Source organism: Bradyrhizobium amphicarpaeae, from assembly GCF_002266435.3.
GTDB lineage: Bacteria > Pseudomonadota > Alphaproteobacteria > Rhizobiales > Xanthobacteraceae > Bradyrhizobium > Bradyrhizobium amphicarpaeae.
This window is the reverse complement of the sequence record NZ_CP029426.2, coordinates 2,536,228-2,553,784: the sequence shown is the minus strand read 5'-3', so window position 1 is coordinate 2,553,784 and position 17,557 is coordinate 2,536,228. Positions and strand designations below refer to the sequence as shown.

Sequence of the window (17,557 nt, the reverse complement as noted above, 5' to 3'; positions counted from 1 at the left end):
GACATGGCTGAGCCGCTGGTCACCATGTCTGCGATCCGGAAGCGGTTCGGATCGGTGCTTGCCAACGACGACGTCGGGATCACCATCCATGCCGGGGAAGTCCTGGCGCTGCTCGGCGAGAACGGCGCGGGCAAGAGCACGCTGATGAAGATCCTCTACGGCTTCTATCCCGCCGACGAGGGGACGATCGCCATCGCGGGCCGGACGGTCACTCTCTCGTCGCCGAGGGACGCGATGGCGGCGGGAATCGGCATGGTGTTTCAGCAATTCTCGCTCGTCCCCGCCCTCTCGGTGCTTGAGAATCTGTTGGCGGTCTTGCCGAACGCGCCCTGGCTGCAGCCGCGCCGCGGAGCAAAGGTTCAGGCGGCGCTTCGCTGGCTCACCCGCCTCGCACCGGACATGGATCCCAACCGTGCCGTGCGAACCTTGAGTGTCGGTGAACGGCAGCTTGTCGAACTCGCGAAGGTGCTCAACCTGGACGCCCGGGTCGTCATCCTGGACGAACCGACCTCGGTGCTGACTCCTGCGGAAACCGAGCGGCTCTACGGGTTCATCAAGACGCTGACGTCCGAAGGCAAGGCGGTCGTGCTGATCACGCACAAGCTCGCCGACATCGCCGCCTGCGCCGATCGCATCGTGGTCATGCGCGGCGGCAAGTTGGTGGATGAGGCCCTCAGTTGCGACCGCACACCGGAAGATCTGGTCGACGCCATGGTTGGACGCGGCGCTGTCGGCGCGCTGCCGCCTCCGGAGCCACCTGCGACCAACGTTCCATTGCTCCAGGTCCGCGGACTTTGCGCCGATGTTCAAGGACGAACGATCCGCGATGTCTCTTTCGAGCTTTCGTCAGGCGAGATTCTCGGCTTTGCCGGCGTCTCCGGCAACGGCCAGTTCACGCTGGCCGAGAGCCTGGCCGGCCTGATTCCCGCGATTGCCGGCGACGTTATCCTCGACGGCATCAGCATTGCAGGCCGCGTGCAGGATGGCGCGATATCCAGCCACGTCGCCTATATCCCGGAGCGTCCGCTCGACAATGCCGTCGTCTCCGATCTCGATCTTGCGCTCAATCTGGCCTTGCGCGAGGCGCGCCATCTCGCCTTGTTCCCCGATCGTGAGGCACTCCTACGCCGCGCGCAGGAGTTGATATCGCGCTACGACGTACGACCGCCGCAGCCGACGCTCGCAGCATCGGCGCTCTCAGGCGGCAATCTGCAAAAGCTCGTGATCGCGCGCGAGTTGTCCGGCAGGTCTCGCCTCGTGATTGCCTGCTATCCGACGATGGGACTGGACGTGCTGGCAACCCAGGCCGTCTATCGCGAGATGTTTCGTCAGGCCGCGGAGGGCGCTTGCGTGGTCTGGATTTCCGAGGAGCTCGACGATCTCGTCAGTTATGCCCATCGCATCGCCGTCATCCATGACGGCGAGATCATGGGGATCGTTCGGCGCGGGAGTGCCGACCGCCAAACGCTTGGCCGCTGGATGGCGGGACATGCCATGGACCACGCCGCATGAGTGCGAGCAACATCCGGTTCATTGCCTTCATCGGCGGTAGCACGGCATTCCTGATCAGCGCCTCGATCTTCCTTGCGACCATCGGCAAGCCTCCTCTGACGACGCTGTCGCAGATGGTCTACTACGCCTTCGGGGATAGCTATTCGCTGTCGGAAAGCCTGGTCAAGGCAACGCCGATCCTGCTCTGTGCGCTTGCCGTGATCCTGCCCGCGCGCCTCGGCCTGATCACGGTCGGCGGCGAAGGCCAGCTCTATTTCGGGGCGCTGACCGGCACGGCGATCGTTGTGGGTTTCCCCACCGCACCGATGCTCGTCCTGTTACCCGTGATGATACTCGCCGGCGCGGCCGGTGGAGCGGCGTGGAGCGGCTTCGCGGGGCTGCTGCGTGCGCACTGCAACGTCAACGAGACCATCTCGACTCTGCTGATGAACTATGTGGCCGTGCTGCTGGTGAATTACGTCACCTACGGCGCCTGGAAGGACCCGGCAAGTCTCGGCTGGCCGGCAACGATGATGTTTCCGCCGGCCGCGATCGTACCGAGCGTGTTTGGCACCCGCGTCCATGCTGGCCTGATCGTGGGCATCATGGCAGCCATCCTGCTCCACATCGCCGTTACCTATACGCGCTGGGGCATCGCGTTGCGTGTCATCGCCGGTAACCGGAAGGTCGCGGCCATGGCAGGCTTCGGCTTCGTCAAGCAGACGATTATGGTGATGGCGATGGGCGGCGCCCTCGCTGGTTTTGCCGGTATCTGCGAGACCTCGGCGATCCAGGGCCGCCTGCAGGCGGGCATCTCGGTGGGGTATGGCCTCACCGGATTTCTCGTCGCCTGGCTCTCGGGACAGAACTTCCTGCGCGCGGTGCCGATCGCGATCCTGATCGGCGGGTTGATCGCCGCGGGCGATGCCCTGCAGCTCTATTCAAAGATTCCAAGTGCGAGCGCCACGATCCTGCAAGGCCTGCTTTTCATCGCTGCTCTCGCCGCAAGCGGCCTCGCCGGCCGAAGGACGGCACGTCATGGCTGAGGCCGAAGTTCTCGCGGTGGCAGGCTCATGGGTCGCGGCGATGCTGCGCTCATCGACGCCGCTGATGATGGTGACGCTCGGCGAGACGCTCACCCAGCGCGTCGGCATCGTCAATCTCGGCGTCGAGGGCCAGATGCTCGGCGGCGCCTGTGTCGGTTTCTCCGCGGCAGCGGCAACAGGCAGCCCGGTACTCGGCTTTGCCGCCGGAGCTGCCGCAGGTCTCCTGCTGTCACTCGTGCATGCAGCGCTGTGTCTTGGGTGCAACGCCAACCAGATCGGCAGCGGCATCGCCGTCTTCACACTCGGGCTTGGGCTCAGTTCCTTCTTCGGACGCGGGGCGATCGGCGGCAAGGTGACGGGTCTCGATCCTCTCGCCGGCAGCGGCTATGTTGACGTCCCATTGGTCGGTCCGATCCTGACCCAGCTCACGCCGATCGCTCCGCTCGCCATCGTCATCGTGCTGGTTGCAGGCGCCTGGCTCTATCGCACGCGTACCGGTCTCAATTGGCGGATTGTCGGAGAATCCTTCCAGACCGCACGCGCGCTCGGGATCAGGCCCATGCTGATCCAAACCCAGGGCATCCTGGCCGGGGGTCTGCTTTCCGGCTTCGCAGGCGCCATTCTCTCCGTGGACTACACCCAGACCTGGGCCGATGAAATGACGAAGGGCCGCGGCTTCGTTGCTGTCGGGCTCGTGATCGTGGCGCGCTGGAATCCCTTCTTGGTCTTGCCGGTCACGTTGCTGTTCGGCGTCTGTGAAGCTGCTACCCTTCGTTTGCAAGCGACGGGGCTGACCTTGTCGCCCTATCTCATCTCCTGCCTGCCTTACGTCGCCAGCGTGATATGCGTGATCGTGGTTTCGGTCAGAGAAGGTCGGCTCGGAGGTATGCCCGCCGAACTGGCCTCCGTGTTTGGCCGCCGGTCCTGAGGCGATGCCGTCACTCGATGCAGGCGGCCCACCTTTGGGCGGCATCACGTTCTCGTCGGGGTTCAAGACGTCGCTCAGCTATGATGTGACTGAGTCCAGCCGAGAAGCACGGTTCCGATGGTCAATCGGCAGCTTCTTCCGCAATGGCCGCGTGCCTTTCGTCGCTGTCGGATCGTCTGGCCGCTCGGTACCGACCAGGCGATAGACCGTGATGCCGAAGAAACAGCTTGGAGAATGCCGCCGCTGTCTCGTAACCGACCCGGCTGGCAATCCGGGCAATTGGCTCGTCGCTGGTTTCCAGCAGGAACGCGGCTTCAGCCATCCGGCGCTCGATCACATAACGGTGCATGGACTGGCCGACGAGCTTGGTGAAGCGCGCCGAAAAGACCGAGCGGCCGAGTCCTACGCTTTGTCCAAGGGCACTCAGGGTCCAGGGCCGCTCCGGGTTTTCGTGAATAAGCTTGAGCGCCGGTCCGATATGAGGGTCGGATATGGCCCCGAGCCAGCCGCCCTGTCCGGGACTGAGAGAGGCGATCCAACTTCGGAGCACCTCGACAAAGAGCACCTCGGTCAATCTCGAAAGCGCAACGCGCTGGCCAGGGCGCTCGAGCGCGGACTCGCTGACCATGCGCCGCAGGATGGCTTCCAGCCAACCGCCGTCGGTCGTCCGCTTCAGCAGGAGCACCGGCGGAAGCAGCTCCAGCACACTGCCGAACAGCGGCCGCGATACAGTGAAATTGCCGCAAATCATGGTCGAATGCGGCTTCGCACCTTTGCCGTGGCGGACCACACCGAGACGCGGCGACGATCGGTCGATATCCATGATCTGCAAAGGCTTGGCCCGGCGATCCGAATAGAACACATGGGGCTCTCCCCGCGTGATGACGACAAAGTCGCCCTCGGACATCTGGATCTGCCGTCCCTGGTCGAGGGCGAGAGTCGCCGAGCCCTCGCTCAGATAATGAAACAGCGCATACGGTCGCGCCGGCAATTCGAGATGCCAGGGATGGCCGAGCTCGAAATGAAACAGCAGCGTCCCGCCGAGACGAACCCGATCGAGCACCTGGGCGAGGATGTCCATGCCGCCGAGATTAGACCGGTGGACGATTGGACACAACATCCGGACGATTGATCTCTACCGTCCGGATGGCGCGCGCCCTAGGTCATGGCGCGGCGGGCCGACGTTACGAGCGGCGACCATTTTGCCAACGGCTGATGGAAGAACCGCGACCTTGCTGGAAACGCCTGTCCATGCCGCCGGACTGTGTTCCGTCCGACAAGCCAACAGGACCATTCAATGCGAAATATTCTCCTTTCTGCTGCCACCGCACTCCTGGCCGGAACGACATTGGTCGGCTCCGTGCATTCCGCCGAACTGCCGAAAGGCGCAGCCCACAACATCGTGCTCGTGCACGGCGCTTTCGTGGACCAGACGAGCTGGCAGCCCGTAGCCGAAATTCTCACGAAGAAAGGTTACAACGTCATGCTGGTCGAAAATCCGCTCACCTCGCTTGCCGCTGACGTCGATGCCACCAAGCAGGCGCTGGCGAAGCACGAGGGCAAGACCGTCCTCGTCGGCCACTCCTGGGGTGGCGTGGTGATCACGCAGGCCGGTAACGACCCCAAGGTCTCGGCGCTCGTCTACGTCTCCGCCTTCGCACCCGACGTGGGCCAATCCCTGGCGACGCTCGCAAAGAGCGGTCCGGCGACCGAAGGCACCGCGGCGATTCATCCCGACGACAAGGGCAACCTTTACATCGATCCCAAGGTGTTTCCTTCCGCGGTTGCGGCTGACCTTCCCCCGAAGATCGCGGAATCGCTGGCGAACCATCAGCTTCCGTTGAACCACACGGCGTTCGAGGCACCGGTCGACACGGCCGCCTGGCGCGACAAGCCGACGTTCTACGTGATCAGCACCAAGGACAAGGTGATCGCACCCGAGGTTCAGAAGCTTTTCGCTGCCGGTATGAAGGCGCAGACGACCGAGGTCGCTGGCAGTCATGCTTCGCTCGTCGTCCATGCCAAGGAAGTCGCCGCAGTGATCGAAAAGGCCTCGCTCGCGAAGTGACAACACCGCTCCCGGCACACGCGTGCCGGGAGCGAGCAAGGCTTCGCCATCCCCGTCGCCCAACTGCAATTTCTTCATCGAGGACGAGATGACTGAACTCGACACGACGCTTGAAACCGCGCCCACCCGTTACATCGAAAGCCGCACAATCCGGTTCGCCTATCGTCGACTGGGCCCGGCGCCCGGAACGCCGCTGGTTCTGCTGCAGCACTTCTCCGGCAATATCGACGCGTGGGATCCCGCCGTCGTCAATGCTCTCGCGGCCGATCGCCCGGTGATCGCCTTCGACAACGCCGGGGTCGGTCGCTCCAGCGGCCAAACGCCCGACAACGTTGAAGCGATGGCAAGGGACGCGGTCGATTTCATCAACGCGCTCGGCCTGTCCGAAGTGGATCTGCTGGGCTTTTCTCTCGGCGGCTGTGTCGCCCAGCAGATTGCCTCCGAGTACGGACGGCTGGTCCGCAAGCTCATCCTGGTCGGCACCGCGCCGAAAGGCGGAGAGGAGCACCTCCTGGCGGTTCTGCAGCAGGCGTTCTCTCAGACCGATGTCCCGGACCCGCGCTTGCCGCTGTTCTTCACGGCGTCCGACGCCAGTCAATCGTCCGGGTTGGCGTTCCTGAAGCGGACCAAGGTGCGCAAGGACGATCGGGACACTGATAACGGCAATGCGGTCACTGACCCGCAGGCCAAGGCGCTGATCAGCTGGTGCGCCACATCCGATCCCGATCATGGGATTCTTCGCGCGATCCGTCAGCCCGTTCTTGTGGTCAGCGGCAGTCACGACACCATGCTGCCCGCGGACAACGCCTACGCGATGTTCAAGCAACTCAGCAATGCGCAGCTGGCCCTTTATCCCGATTCGGGGCACGGAGCCCTGTTTCAGCATCACGCGCTGTTCGTCAATCAGGTCCGGGCTTTCCTCGACGCGCGAGCCATGGCTGCGTGATCCCGTGAGAGTTTTGCGGAGGACAAAATGACAATCGTGAAAGTCGAGGTGGAACGCTTCAGCATCACAAGCTCGAAACCGTTCGATGCGGTCGTAGCCGCGCTGAAGGCGGCGGTTGGACAGCCGGACATGATCGACTTTTTCAGGGAAACGCGAGCGACGAACGACTTCCGGGATCTGGAGCGCATCGTGCAAAACGGCCTCGGCCGCACAGGCCTCATGCTCTTCGCGGAATTCGAGCTGGGCGACATTCTGCGCCGTGAAACAGGATCCCTTACTCCCAGGATCATACGATTTGTCATCGGCAATCCACTGATCATGAAAGAGATGGTCAAGCACGTGCCCGATGCCGGTTCTTACGCTCCAGTCACCGTCCTCATCGATGAACGCCCCGGCGGGGTGCATCTCTCTTACGACCTGATGGAAAGCTATCTGCTGCGTTATGGCAACGCGAAAGCTCTCGCCGTCGCCCGGAATCTGGATGCGAAGGTAACAGCCTTGCTGCGCGAATGCGCGGGGCTGAAACATTCTGACGACCCTCATGTCGATTGAATGTGAGGTTCCATACCGTTTCCACAACACCGCGCGCGCCGGGATGCGTCGCCGACGAAGACCCATCAAGCGAAGGAATATCGAGCGTGAGTCAATTGCTTCCTGCCGTTCTCGTGGCCTCGGCTCTCTCCACCGGCGCCGTGGCCGCATCGTCGGAGATCAGGACGGAGCCCCTGGATTCGGCCGAGCTGACTACGATCAAAGCAAAATTCGGCACGCTCATGGAATTGGCCAACAGGCACGATTTCGCCGCGTTGCATGATATGTTCTGGCAGTCGCCCTCGACCCTGCTGGTGGCGAAGAGCGCGATCCCATCCGAGGGTAACTGGGCCGGCTTCTGGGGCAACGAGGCGGTTGATCGGAAGCTCCATGACATCGGTAGCTCCGGCCCGGTGGTACTTGAACCCGACTATTCGAAGCTCAGGGTTGTCGGGCTGACGCGCGATGTCGCCGAGTCCTATGTGCCGATGAGTATCACGGTTTCTTATGCAGGACAGTCTGGAACACCCAGACCATTTCTCATGATCATCAACTGGCTCCGTATCGGGCAGGACTGGAAGATCGCTTCCGAAATCATCCTGCCGGTTCCGCCTCTACCCGCCACAAAGGGTTAGGCGCCAGCCCTGCTGAACAGCCGACACCAAGGCGAGAATGAACATCTGGCTCGGGGTCATCTGCGATGCCCCGCATCGGCGGCTCGCTGATTCCAGCGCCCGAGGACGTCAGCGCGCGAATTTGAAGTGAGCGAACGCTGCCGACGCGACCGTCAGCAATGCCGCAGTAATCCAGATCGGCACCAGCACGAAGAGGGCGATTGCGCCCTGCCCGCAGTCGCCGCACCCAAACCCGAACAAGATGGGAAAAAGACATAGCAGGATGACGACGGCAGATCCTGTACTGAGCCAAACGCCTCGTCTTCCCCATCGCATACCAAAGAGCCAAGGCACGACGGGAAAGCCGAAGGACAGACCGACCAGAAGGTTCACCAGAACGTCGAACATATGATCTCTATCCGATCGGCTTCCAAAGCGCTTCCGACTTACCCTGTCTTTCGGGCCATTCGGCGCAGCGATTGGTCAGAAGCTCGGCTCTTGGTCGTCAACATCGAGCGGGGGGTTCAAACTGATGCAGTCACCCGCGCGCCTCGCCGTCGCCGCGCATGACTGACGCTCCTCGGTCGGGCCGTCAGTTTTCCCGGAGCACGCATCCCCGCCCCGACGATTGGCCCGCAACTTGCTCATGCAAGTATGATGATGGACTCTAGTCGTCATACTTGCGTATGATGATTTATATCAAATATCATACTGGTCGCCGGGGGCCATCGCGACCGTCGATGTCAACGGGGGAGTAAGTTGCGTAGAATTTCCTGGCGCCTGGCTTTGGCCGGCATCGCGTTATCGGGCGCTGCGGCCGAAGATTCAGTTCACGCGCAGACGGCACCGGGCGGATCGGCGGCCAGCCCTTTGCCGCCCGTCACGGTTACCGCGCCCGAGGCGGCAGCCAGACGCGCGCGGCGAGCCGAGCCGTCGTCACGGGCGAGCGCCACCCGCCGTGCGCAGCGATCGCCCGTCACGCAATCTGCCGCTCTGCAATCGGGCGCGGGCCTCTCCTCCGGTGCGACGCCGGGGCGCGGCGAGGTGTCGAGCGCGGTGACCGCGCTGCCGGCGGCCGTGACGGTGATGGACGCGCCGGCGATCAGCCGGCTCGCGGTTTCGACCTATGGCGACCTGTTCCGTTCGCTCCCCGGCTTCAACGTGTCCAACTACGGCCAGGGCGGCATCGGCTACGGGCTGTCGCTGCGCGGCTATACCGACGCCGAGCACGGCCGCGACATCGCCTATTCCATCGACGGTGTCCCGCTCAACGAGGTCTCCTCGCTGCACACGCCGAACTACGCCGATCTCAACGTGCTGCTGCCGGAAACGGTCAAGAGCATCGAGATCGTGCGCGGGCCGTTCTCGGTCGAATACGGCGATTCCAACATGGGCGGCTCGGTCAACATCACGACCAAGCAGGCCGAGCCGTTTGCCAGCGTCGGCGTCTCCGGCGGCACGCAAGGCACGGCGCGGGGCGTTGCGACCTACAGCACGACACAGGGTGCGTGGCTGCCCTATCTCGCGTTCGAGGGCTATCACACCGACGGCTATCGCGATAACAGCTTCATCAACCGCTACAACTCGTTCAACAAGGTGACGACGACGCTGCCTGATGGCGCGACCGTCTCGTTCCGCGCGCAGGCCTATGGCACGGAATATGGCTCGCCCGGCTATGCCAGTCGCGACGCAATCACCGCCGGCGCGATCTCCGAGCGTTCAGCGACCAATCCGACCGACGGCGGCAACAAGCAACTCGAAAACTTCGTCACCAATTACAGCTCCGGCGCGCTGGATCAGGAACTGAAGGGCACACTGTTCGTCAGCCACCAGTTCTCGAACCGCTTTGCGGATTTCGGCGGCGGCCAGCGCGTGCAGCACGAGGACCGCACGATGGTCGGCGGCCGCGTCAGCAAGGTCTGGAGCGGCGCCATCGGCGACGACATTCCCGTGCAGGTTCTGCTCGGCAGCAACTGGCGCACCGATGTCATCGAGGCGTTCCAGGCGCCGACCGTCGGCCGTGCCGTGTCGGCGCCGGCCGTAGTCAATGTCGGGCTGACCCAGACCAACGTCGCCGGCTTCGGACAGGTGCAGATCAAGCCGCTGCCCTGGCTCAAGTTCACTGCGGGCTCGCGCTATGACCAGTTCATCTACGACATCAACGACCGCATCACGCCCGGCGGAACGCCGAACATCTCGAATGGCATCGCGAGCCCGAAGGTCGGCGTCGCCATCACGCCGGTGAAATGGCTCGAGCTGTTCGCCAATTACGGCCAGGGTTTTCGCAGCATCGACGTGCCCGCGGAGCTGATCGGCAATCCCGGCATCCAGCCGTTCAAGATCGTCAGCCGCGAAGGCGGGTTCCAGCTCACCTTCGACCGCTTCAGGTTTCTTGCGAGCTATTGGACGACGGACTCCGCGAACGAGGCGTTTCAGGCAGACGCCGGTCTGCCGGTGACGTTCCTTGGCAAGGCCCAGCGCAACGGATACGACGTCGACGCACGCTGGTTCGTGGTTCAGGATCCCGTCAATAGCGTGTCGCTGTTCGCCAATTACGGCGGCGTTTCGGCGCGCCTCGTCGATGCGGCGCCGTCCTATTTCGTGCCGAACGTGCCGAGCTACGTCGCCAATGTCGGCATCGACTTCAACGTCGCGACCGTCAATGCGCAAATGCTGTCCGGCTCGGCCTATGTGACTTTCGTCGGCAGGAAGAACCTGACGCAGGACGGCCTCATCACGACCTCGCCCTACTCCCGCGTCACGGGGAAGCTTGCCTATTCCTGGCCCGAGGGGTGGACGGCGTTCACCCAGGCGACCTGGTATCCGGGTGATCGCCTCAGCGAGATCGCGATCAATTTCGGCAACCCGGTCAACGCGAGTTCGGCCGACATCTTCGTCAGCGCGCAGCCGACACTTGCCGTGCTCGCGGGCCTGACCTATCGCTTCCCGACCGTGATGGCCGCGGCAGCACCAAAGCTGGTGACCAAATGAGCCGTGCCGTCCCTCGTCTTTTCGCCGCGCTGCTCGCGACCGGCTTCGTTCACGCATCGATCGGGTCTGCCTCGGCTCATGATGTCTGGCTCACTCTGTCAGGCACCGCGAAAGCCCGGCGCGCCGTCGTGAACTACGGTCATCCCGACGACCGGCCGCCCGCCTTCGCGGACAAGGTCGTGGACCTCTTCGCGATCACGGCGCAGGGACGCAGCTCTCTGCTCGACGGCCTGGCGGCTGCATCGGAGAACGGCGTGCAGATCGCGCGGACAAAGCCGTTTGACGACGGCGGCCATACGCTGCTTGCGGCGCGTTACGACAACGGCTTCTGGGTCAAGACGGCGGATGGCGGCTATCGCAACGCCACGCGGCGGCTGATGCCCGACGCCGCCGAAAGCCTCTGGTCCGGAAAGTTCGCCAAGGCGATAACAGGTGCCGACGCACCCTGGCAGGAGGTGTTGGGACACGATCTCGAGCTCGTGCCGCTGTCCGATCCTGCCAAGGCGAAGCCGGGCGAGCCACTCAAGGTCAGGGTCCTGTTTCGTGGCAAGCCTCTGCCCGACGCGGAGGTCGAACGTGGCGACGGCAAGACGGCGATTGCGGAAAAAGACATCCCGAAGTTCAAGACGGTCTCCGACGGAATTGCTTCGATCCCGATCACGAAGTCCGGCGCCCATCTGCTGGTGATCGATCATCGCGCGTCACCGTCGACCACGCCCGATCAGGCTACCGCTGACCTCTATAACGCCACACTGTGGTTCAACGTGACCGCGAGGCAATAGCGCGAACGCCAGCCCCCACGCCGCTGTCGAAGTTGCCGACCTGGTTGGCGAGACGACAGGCCGATCAGGACCGGCACCACACTGCCAAGGTCGACGGTGAAATGCCGGCGCTGACGATCCCGACCGCGATGATGGCGAGCGCAACCGTGTTCCGTAACCACCCTGCCGTGGCGCGGCGCCGCAACATCGGAAGCCCCAGCCCGGCACCGAGCAGCACTGGCAGAGTGCCGAGGCCAAAGCCGCTCATTGCGAGCGCGCCGCCCAGCCACGAGCCGGACAGCATGGCGTAAAAGAGCGCCGCGTAGACCATGGCGCATGGCAGGAAGCCCCAGACCGCACCGCTGACGAACAATCCCAGCGCCGGCGGGAGGTGTGCAGTCCGAGCGGCCGCGCCGATTGCGCCGCTGACCGCATGTCCCAGCCGATAGAGACTCGCCGGCAATGACAGCACGTCAAGCATCGAGAGACCAATCCAGGCGAGCGCGGCGGCCGCAGCCCAGCGCAGGACGGCATGGGCGAATGTATGATCGAACGTTCCGAACACGCTCGAACCGACCGCGCCGACGATGGCGCCCGCCAGCATGTAGGCCGAGATCCGTCCGGCATTGATCAGGACCGTCGTGGTCCACAGACCTTGCCGCGGCCGGTTCGACCCGAAGTCGGCGGCGAAGTGCAACGACGACGCAATGCCTGCGCACATGCCGAAGCAATGCAGGCTGGAGGAGAAGCCAAGCAGGAGCCCGGCGAGAAACAGCGGCTGGTCGAAATCGAACATTGCGAAGCAATTGGCCGATTTTGCCCCTGAACGCATTGCGCTACGTCAAAGTCCCGCAGGTCGGCATCAATTGTCGATGAGGAACTCCCTCGTGCCAATCGCGAGCGACCCGAACGCGAAGGCAACCGGTATGAGGCCGACGTCAAACAGGCTTCCGCCGGTCTTGGCCAGGAGCGTGCGCAGGCCTGATGGGCTCTCCGGCCGCCTACGGCTACAACGTCAAGGGACAAGGCCGCTCGTTCAACGCGCGACTCGGGGTCGGCTTCTGAACACGTCGAACATCGCGCGGCGACGTCATCGCGTCTGCCGCGCGACGCCCTCTGCACCGGCTCGTCGCGCCCACAGCAGCGCCAGCGGCCCCAGCGCGATTCCAGCCGCCAGCACGACGAACACCATCAGCCAGCCGGTCGCACTCTGCGGTCCGCCGGCGATGTCGAGTGCAACGCCAGTGCCCCAGGCACCCACCGCCGACAGGCCGAAGCCGACCGTCGAATGCAGGGCCAGCGTGGCGCCGCGATGTTCGGAGACGGCCGCAGCCGACATGCCCGCGGTCAACGCGCCTGAGTCCGCCGGCACCGTCAGGCCGTAGATCATCAGCAACAGCGCGAGCACCCAGGCCGGAGCCGTCGCGTTGAGCCCGATCACCAGCGCGACGCATGCCGAAGCGATCATCACCACCGTTATCGCGCGATGCCGCCCGAATCTCAGCGCGGCCTCGTTGCCGAGGATGCTCGCAGGCATCGAGATCACCGCGAAGCAGAAGCTCATCAGGACCGGCGTCATCCAAGGCGGCCCGTCCTGATGCGCGGCGACGAAGGTCCAGAACCCGACCAGCCAGGTGCGGATGCCGTAGAGCTCGAAGCAATGGGCGCCGTAACCGAGGATGCAGCCGAGCGCCTCGCGATTGGCGAACACGGGAGCGAAATCGAGCAGCCGCCCCGCTTTCGGAGCAGGCGTCCGGCGCTCCATCAGAAGACACGCGCCGACCATCGCGATCGGGCCGACGCCGGTGGCGTAGAACGCGCTCCGCCAGCCCCAGCGATCGGCGAGGATCTGCGCGAACAGGAATGACAAGCCGACGCCGACCGAGAAGCTCGACGTGTACAGCGTCACCGCGCGCGATGTGTCGCCGGCGGGCAACCTGTCCGTCAGCGCCTTCAGTCCCGGCATGTAGGCGCCGGCAAAGCCCAGCCCTGCGAGCGACCAGATGATGGTGCCCGACCAGAATCCGTCGGCGAAGATCCCGAAGGCCAGGGTCGCAAGGCCGCTGACGATGGAGCCGCACAGCAGCACGATCCGCGCATCGATGCGATCGGTCAGCGTCGTCAGCAACGGCACGGCAAGCATGTAGCCGAATGCGTAGCCGCTCGCCATCAAACCGCCTTCGGCAGCGGACAACCCCCACGCCGGCATGAGATGCTGCGCAAGGTTCGCCGACAGCGTGACATGCGGCAGCAGATTGCCGAGCTGGCCGATGCACATCGCCGCGATCAGCGGCCCTCCGCTCAAGCCCCGAATGCTCGCCTCCCGTTTGGTGAGACCTTTTCCCGCGCGGGCTCCGTGGCAAGAGCAAGCGGCCTCGCGACAGCGCGCGTCATGAGCAGCCGCACCCCGCGCGACCTTCCTTCATGGCGATCTCATCGGCCGCACAGCAGGCCGAGATCTCCGCCTTCGCCGGACCGCCACAGCACCCCGCATCTGCCGTCTCGACGCCGCCGCGCGTGCAGACGCCGGTCTCCGGCAGCACCAGCTCGACGCGCGCGGCGGCCTGCTTGTCGCCGGCGATGTCGGCCACGATGGAGCGGACCTGCTCGTAGCCGGTCATCATCAGGAAGGTCGGCGCGCGGCCATAGGACTTCATGCCGGCGAGATAAAAGCCGGGTTCGTCATGGGCCAACTCTCGCGCGCCATGCGGACGAACCGTGCCGCAGCTGTGCTCGTTGGGGTCGATCAGCGGCGCGAGCGCGACTGGCGCTTCGATCGCCGGATCGAGCCGCAGCCGCAGCTCGGACAGGAACGACAGATCGGGACGGAAGCCGGTGGAGACGACGAGTTCGTCGGCAATCACGCTGCGCGCACCACAGCCGCTGCCTGCCGAGATCCGGAGGCGGCCTTCCGACTCCGAGACATGGGTCACGCCAAAACCGCTCTCCACCCTGATCTTGCCGGCGGCGACGAGCGCCGCGAAGGTGGCTCCGAGGGCGCCGCGCGCAGCCAGCTTGTCGTTGCTGCCGCCGCCGAACGCCTTGGCGGGATCGGTGCCGCGCAACAGCCAGATCGCTTGCGTGCCGGGCGCCTCACCTGCGAGCTGAACGAGATCGATCAGGGTGCCCAGCGCGGAATGGCCGCCACCAAGGACGGCGACGGTCTTGCCCGCATATCTGGCACGCCCGGCGCCTCTTGCGTCCGGCATGCCATAGGCGATGCGGTTTGCCTGCTCGCGTTCGCCGATCGCGGGCAAACCATTGCTGCCGGCGGGATTGGGAGAGAACCACGTGCCCGAGACGTCGATGACTGCATCGGCGCGCAGCACCTCGGGCCCCCTGCCGTTCTGATAGCGGATTTCGAACGGTGCCTGCGCCCTGCCCTTCGTCGTCGCCTTGTCGAAGCCGGCGCGGCTGATCGCCGTGACCCGGCTCGAGGTGCGGATGGTGTCGCGGAGCCGCGTACGCGTGGCGAGCGGCGCGAGATACCGGTCGATCAGTTCGCCGCCGGTCGGATAAGCCTGAGGGTCCGGCGAATTCCATCCCGTCGGCGCGAGCAGCCGCGCCGCCGCCTTGTCGACATTGTATTCCCAAGGCGAGAACAGCTGCACGTGCTGCCACTGGCGGACCGCATGCGCGGCGTCCGGCCCGGCCTCGAGCACGACCGGAGACATGCCGCGTTCGAGAACGTGCGCGGCTGCAGCAAGGCCGACGGGCCCTGCCCCGATGATGGCGACTGTGCTGGCATTCATCCTCGTTTCTCCCATCTTTCTAGAATCATCGAATAAATTGCCAAAAGATCAGGCCGCCGTTTGCGCTCCCTTGCATCCGGCTTCGTCGGCACAACATTCCGCCGCCAGGAAGTCGACCAAGCCGCGCATCGCGTCAAAGTTGGCGTGGCAGATCAGGGTGGTCGATTCCCTGACCTGGCTGACGAGGCCAACCGCGACAAGCGTCTTGATGTGATGCGACAGCGTGGAGGCCGGGATCTTCAGCTTCTCCTGCAACCGCCCGACGGGCATGCCCGCATGTCCGGCCCGGACCAGGGCCCGGTAGATCTGGAGCCGGGTTCGATTGCCGAGAGCTTCCATACGTGCTGCTGCGTCGTCGATCTTCATGACGTACTCGGTGCACCCGCTCATCCATCCCGTCAAACGATATTTCTAGAATATTCGAATTATCGACCAGCCGGGCCGAGAACAAGATTGACCGCGCATCACTATTCTGTATATCTGGATATATGGAAAACGAAGAAGCAGTCCTCGCCCTTGCCGCGCTCGCGCAGCCGACCCGCCTCGAGGCCTTCCGGACGCTGGTCCGGCATGAGCCCGACGGCCTTGCTGCCGGCGATCTCGCCCGCCTGCTGGAGGTCCCGCAGAACACGCTCTCCGCGCATCTGGCGATCCTGAGCCGGGCGCGGCTCGTGTCCTCCGAACGGCACAGCCGCTCGATCGTCTACCGCGTCAATCTCGATGAATTCCGCGACGTCGCGCTTTTCCTGCTGCGCGATTGCTGCGGCGGCCGCCCCGAGGTCTGCAACCCCGTCGTCGAGACGCTGCAATCCTGCTGCGCGCCGAAACGGAAGGAGCGAAGCCGTGCCTGACCAGATCTACAACGTGCTGTTCCTGTGTACCGGTAATTCGGCGCGATCCATCCTGGCCGAGTCAATCCTTCGCAAGGACGGCGCCGATCGCTTTCGAGCTTTCTCCGCCGGCAGTACGCCGAAAGGCGCAGTGCATCCGCTCGCGCTGCGCACGCTCGACGCCATGGATTATCCGGTTGATCGGATGCGCTCGAAAAGCTGGCTGGAGTTCGCCGCGCCTGATGCACCGGTGATGGATTTCGTCTTCACCGTCTGCGACAACGCCGCCGGAGAAGCCTGCCCGATCTGGCCAGGCCAACCGATGACCGCCCATTGGGGTATCGAAGACCCTGCTGCTGCCGACGGCTCCGAGTTGGAGAAGCAGGCGGCCTTCGTCACGGCCTTCCGCTATCTCAAGAATCGGATCGACACCTTCGTCAACCTGCCACTGAGGAGCATCGACAAGCTCTCGCTCGGCACCAGGCTGCGCGAGATCGGCCGCTCCGACGGCGCGACGTCCAACCGAGGCGACGTGGCGTGACCATGGGCATCTTCGAACGATATCTCACGCTGTGGGTTGCGCTCTGCATCGTCGTCGGCGTCGCGCTGGGGCACGTCATGCCCGGCTTCTTCGGCGCGGTCGCGGCCGCCGAGGTCGCCAAGGTCAATCTGCCGGTCGCAATCCTGATCTGGCTCATGATCGTGCCCATGTTGTTGAAGATCGACTTCGGCTCGCTCGGTCAGGTCCGGGAGCACTGGCGCGGCGTTGGCGTCACCCTCTTCATCAATTGGGCCGTGAAGCCGTTCTCGATGGCGCTGCTTGGCTCCTTCTTCATCGGACACCTCTTTGCGCCGCTGCTGCCGGCCGGCCAGATCTCGTCCTACATCGCCGGCCTGATTCTGCTGGCGGCCGCGCCCTGCACCGCGATGGTGTTCGTGTGGTCGAACTTGTGCGAGGGAGAGCCTCACTACACGCTGAGCCAGGTCGCGTTGAACGATTTGATCATGGTGTTCCTGTTCGCGCCGCTGGTGGGATTGTTGCTCGGTGTGGCCTCGATCAGCGTCCCCTGGGGCACGCTGCTGCTCTCCGTCCTGCTGTACATCGTGGTTCCCGTGATCGTCGCGCAGCTGTGGCGCAAAATGCTGCTTCGAGGCAGCGTCGCCGGCTTCGACCGCGTCATGCGGGCGCTGCAGCCCCTGTCGCTGGTCGCGCTGCTCGCCACATTGGTGCTGCTGTTCGGTTTCCAGGGCGAGCAGATCGTCCGGCAACCGCTCGTCATCGCCATTCTCGCCGTGCCGATCCTCGTCCAGGTCTATCTCAATGCGGGCTTGGCTTACTGGCTGAGCCGACGATTCGGCGTGGCCTGGTGCGTCGCCGCCCCGGCCGCCCTCATCGGCGCGAGCAATTTCTTCGAGCTGGCGGTCGCCGCCGCGATCAGCCTGTTCGGCCTGGATTCCGGCGCCGCGCTGGCGACCGTGGTCGGCGTGCTCGTCGAGGTGCCGGTGATGCTGTCGGTCGTCCGCATCGTCAAGGCGACGCGGGGCTGGTACGAAGCGGGCGCGAGCAAGTCCACCACAGCCTTGGAAGTGCGCCAGTGA

Annotated in this window: 18 protein-coding genes; 12 read left to right on the top strand and 6 right to left on the bottom strand. The window is 64.4% G+C overall.

The window, feature by feature from the left end:
- The first annotated feature begins 3 nt into the window (after positions 1–3).
- From CIT40_RS11755 to CIT40_RS11745, 3 genes are read left to right on the top strand one after another with little or no spacing between them, the layout of a single operon-like run.
- The gene (locus tag CIT40_RS11755; protein WP_094896101.1) at positions 4–1,512 is read left to right on the top strand and encodes an ABC transporter ATP-binding protein; all 1,509 of its coding nucleotides are present in this window, start codon (positions 4–6) and stop codon (positions 1,510–1,512) included.
- Positions 1,509–2,537 carry an ABC transporter permease gene (locus CIT40_RS11750; RefSeq protein WP_094896100.1) on the top strand — a complete coding sequence of 343 codons (1,029 nt, stop codon included), beginning with the start codon at positions 1,509–1,511 and terminating at the stop codon, positions 2,535–2,537. Before CIT40_RS11755 ends, CIT40_RS11750 begins: the two co-directional genes overlap by 4 nt.
- Complete coding sequence (locus CIT40_RS11745; RefSeq protein WP_162307455.1) at positions 2,530–3,465, top strand: ABC transporter permease; 936 nt, start codon at positions 2,530–2,532, stop codon at positions 3,463–3,465. Before CIT40_RS11750 ends, CIT40_RS11745 begins: the two co-directional genes overlap by 8 nt.
- A 121-nt stretch (positions 3,466–3,586) precedes the next feature.
- Here CIT40_RS11745 and CIT40_RS11740 read toward each other — a convergent pair whose 3' ends face one another.
- Entirely contained in the window at positions 3,587–4,546 is a 960-nt protein-coding gene (locus CIT40_RS11740) for an AraC family transcriptional regulator (RefSeq protein ID WP_162307454.1), read from the bottom strand.
- Positions 4,547–4,762: 216 nt separating this feature from the next.
- Here CIT40_RS11740 and CIT40_RS11735 point away from each other — a divergent pair, with 216 nt between their 5' ends.
- The 4 genes from CIT40_RS11735 (at position 4,763) to CIT40_RS11720 (ending at position 7,645) form a co-directional block, all read left to right on the top strand.
- A complete protein-coding gene (locus tag CIT40_RS11735) occupies positions 4,763–5,533 on the top strand; it encodes an alpha/beta hydrolase (RefSeq protein WP_094896097.1) in 771 nt (256 codons plus the stop codon).
- Between the two features lie 88 nt (positions 5,534–5,621).
- On the top strand, positions 5,622–6,479 hold the full coding sequence (locus CIT40_RS11730) for an alpha/beta fold hydrolase (RefSeq protein WP_094896096.1): 858 nt from the start codon (positions 5,622–5,624) through the stop codon (positions 6,477–6,479).
- A gap of 27 nt (positions 6,480–6,506) precedes the next feature.
- Complete coding sequence (locus CIT40_RS11725) at positions 6,507–7,031, top strand: DUF302 domain-containing protein (RefSeq protein ID WP_094896095.1); 525 nt, start codon at positions 6,507–6,509, stop codon at positions 7,029–7,031.
- Positions 7,032–7,117: 86 nt separating this feature from the next.
- Positions 7,118–7,645 (top strand): hypothetical protein, encoded by a 528-nt coding sequence (locus CIT40_RS11720; protein WP_094896094.1) that lies wholly within the window; start codon positions 7,118–7,120, stop codon positions 7,643–7,645.
- 108 nt (positions 7,646–7,753) lie between these two features.
- Here the strand turns inward: CIT40_RS11720 and CIT40_RS11715 are convergent, their stop codons facing one another.
- Positions 7,754–8,032: a hypothetical protein gene (locus CIT40_RS11715; RefSeq protein WP_094896093.1), complete on the bottom strand. Its 279-nt coding sequence runs from the start codon at positions 8,030–8,032 to the stop codon at positions 7,754–7,756.
- Between the two features lie 351 nt (positions 8,033–8,383).
- On the opposite strand from CIT40_RS11715, the gene CIT40_RS11710 reads away from it, so the two are divergent.
- Complete coding sequence (locus CIT40_RS11710; protein WP_148667193.1) at positions 8,384–10,615, top strand: TonB-dependent receptor; 2,232 nt, start codon at positions 8,384–8,386, stop codon at positions 10,613–10,615.
- Positions 10,612–11,397 (top strand): DUF4198 domain-containing protein, encoded by a 786-nt coding sequence (locus CIT40_RS11705; protein ID WP_094896091.1) that lies wholly within the window; start codon positions 10,612–10,614, stop codon positions 11,395–11,397. Before CIT40_RS11710 ends, CIT40_RS11705 begins: the two co-directional genes overlap by 4 nt.
- Before the next feature lie 64 nt (positions 11,398–11,461).
- On the opposite strand, the gene CIT40_RS11700 is transcribed toward CIT40_RS11705, so the two are convergent.
- The 4 genes from CIT40_RS11700 to CIT40_RS11685 all read right to left on the bottom strand — a co-directional run bounded on the left by CIT40_RS11700 (position 11,462) and on the right by CIT40_RS11685 (position 15,494).
- Complete coding sequence (locus CIT40_RS11700; RefSeq protein ID WP_162307453.1) at positions 11,462–12,172, bottom strand: sulfite exporter TauE/SafE family protein; 711 nt, start codon at positions 12,170–12,172, stop codon at positions 11,462–11,464.
- 294 nt (positions 12,173–12,466) lie between these two features.
- Positions 12,467–13,654 carry an MFS transporter gene (locus CIT40_RS11695; RefSeq protein WP_094896311.1) on the bottom strand — a complete coding sequence of 396 codons (1,188 nt, stop codon included), beginning with the start codon at positions 13,652–13,654 and terminating at the stop codon, positions 12,467–12,469.
- A 112-nt stretch (positions 13,655–13,766) separates the two neighbouring features.
- Positions 13,767–15,128 (bottom strand): NAD(P)-binding domain-containing protein, encoded by a 1,362-nt coding sequence (locus CIT40_RS11690; protein WP_094896089.1) that lies wholly within the window; start codon positions 15,126–15,128, stop codon positions 13,767–13,769.
- Between the two features lie 48 nt (positions 15,129–15,176).
- Positions 15,177–15,494, bottom strand: a complete 318-nt coding sequence (locus CIT40_RS11685; protein ID WP_094896088.1) for an ArsR/SmtB family transcription factor — start codon at positions 15,492–15,494, stop codon at positions 15,177–15,179.
- 122 nt (positions 15,495–15,616) lie between these two features.
- On the opposite strand from CIT40_RS11685, the gene CIT40_RS11680 reads away from it, so the two are divergent.
- From CIT40_RS11680 to arsB, 3 genes are read left to right on the top strand one after another with little or no spacing between them, the layout of a single operon-like run.
- Entirely contained in the window at positions 15,617–15,979 is a 363-nt protein-coding gene (locus CIT40_RS11680) for an ArsR/SmtB family transcription factor (protein ID WP_094896087.1), read from the top strand.
- Positions 15,972–16,499, top strand: a complete 528-nt coding sequence (locus tag CIT40_RS11675) for an arsenate reductase ArsC (RefSeq protein WP_094896086.1) — start codon at positions 15,972–15,974, stop codon at positions 16,497–16,499. Before CIT40_RS11680 ends, CIT40_RS11675 begins: the two co-directional genes overlap by 8 nt.
- 2 nt (positions 16,500–16,501) lie before the next feature.
- Positions 16,502–17,557 carry an ACR3 family arsenite efflux transporter gene (gene arsB, locus CIT40_RS11670; protein WP_094896085.1) on the top strand — a complete coding sequence of 352 codons (1,056 nt, stop codon included), beginning with the start codon at positions 16,502–16,504 and terminating at the stop codon, positions 17,555–17,557.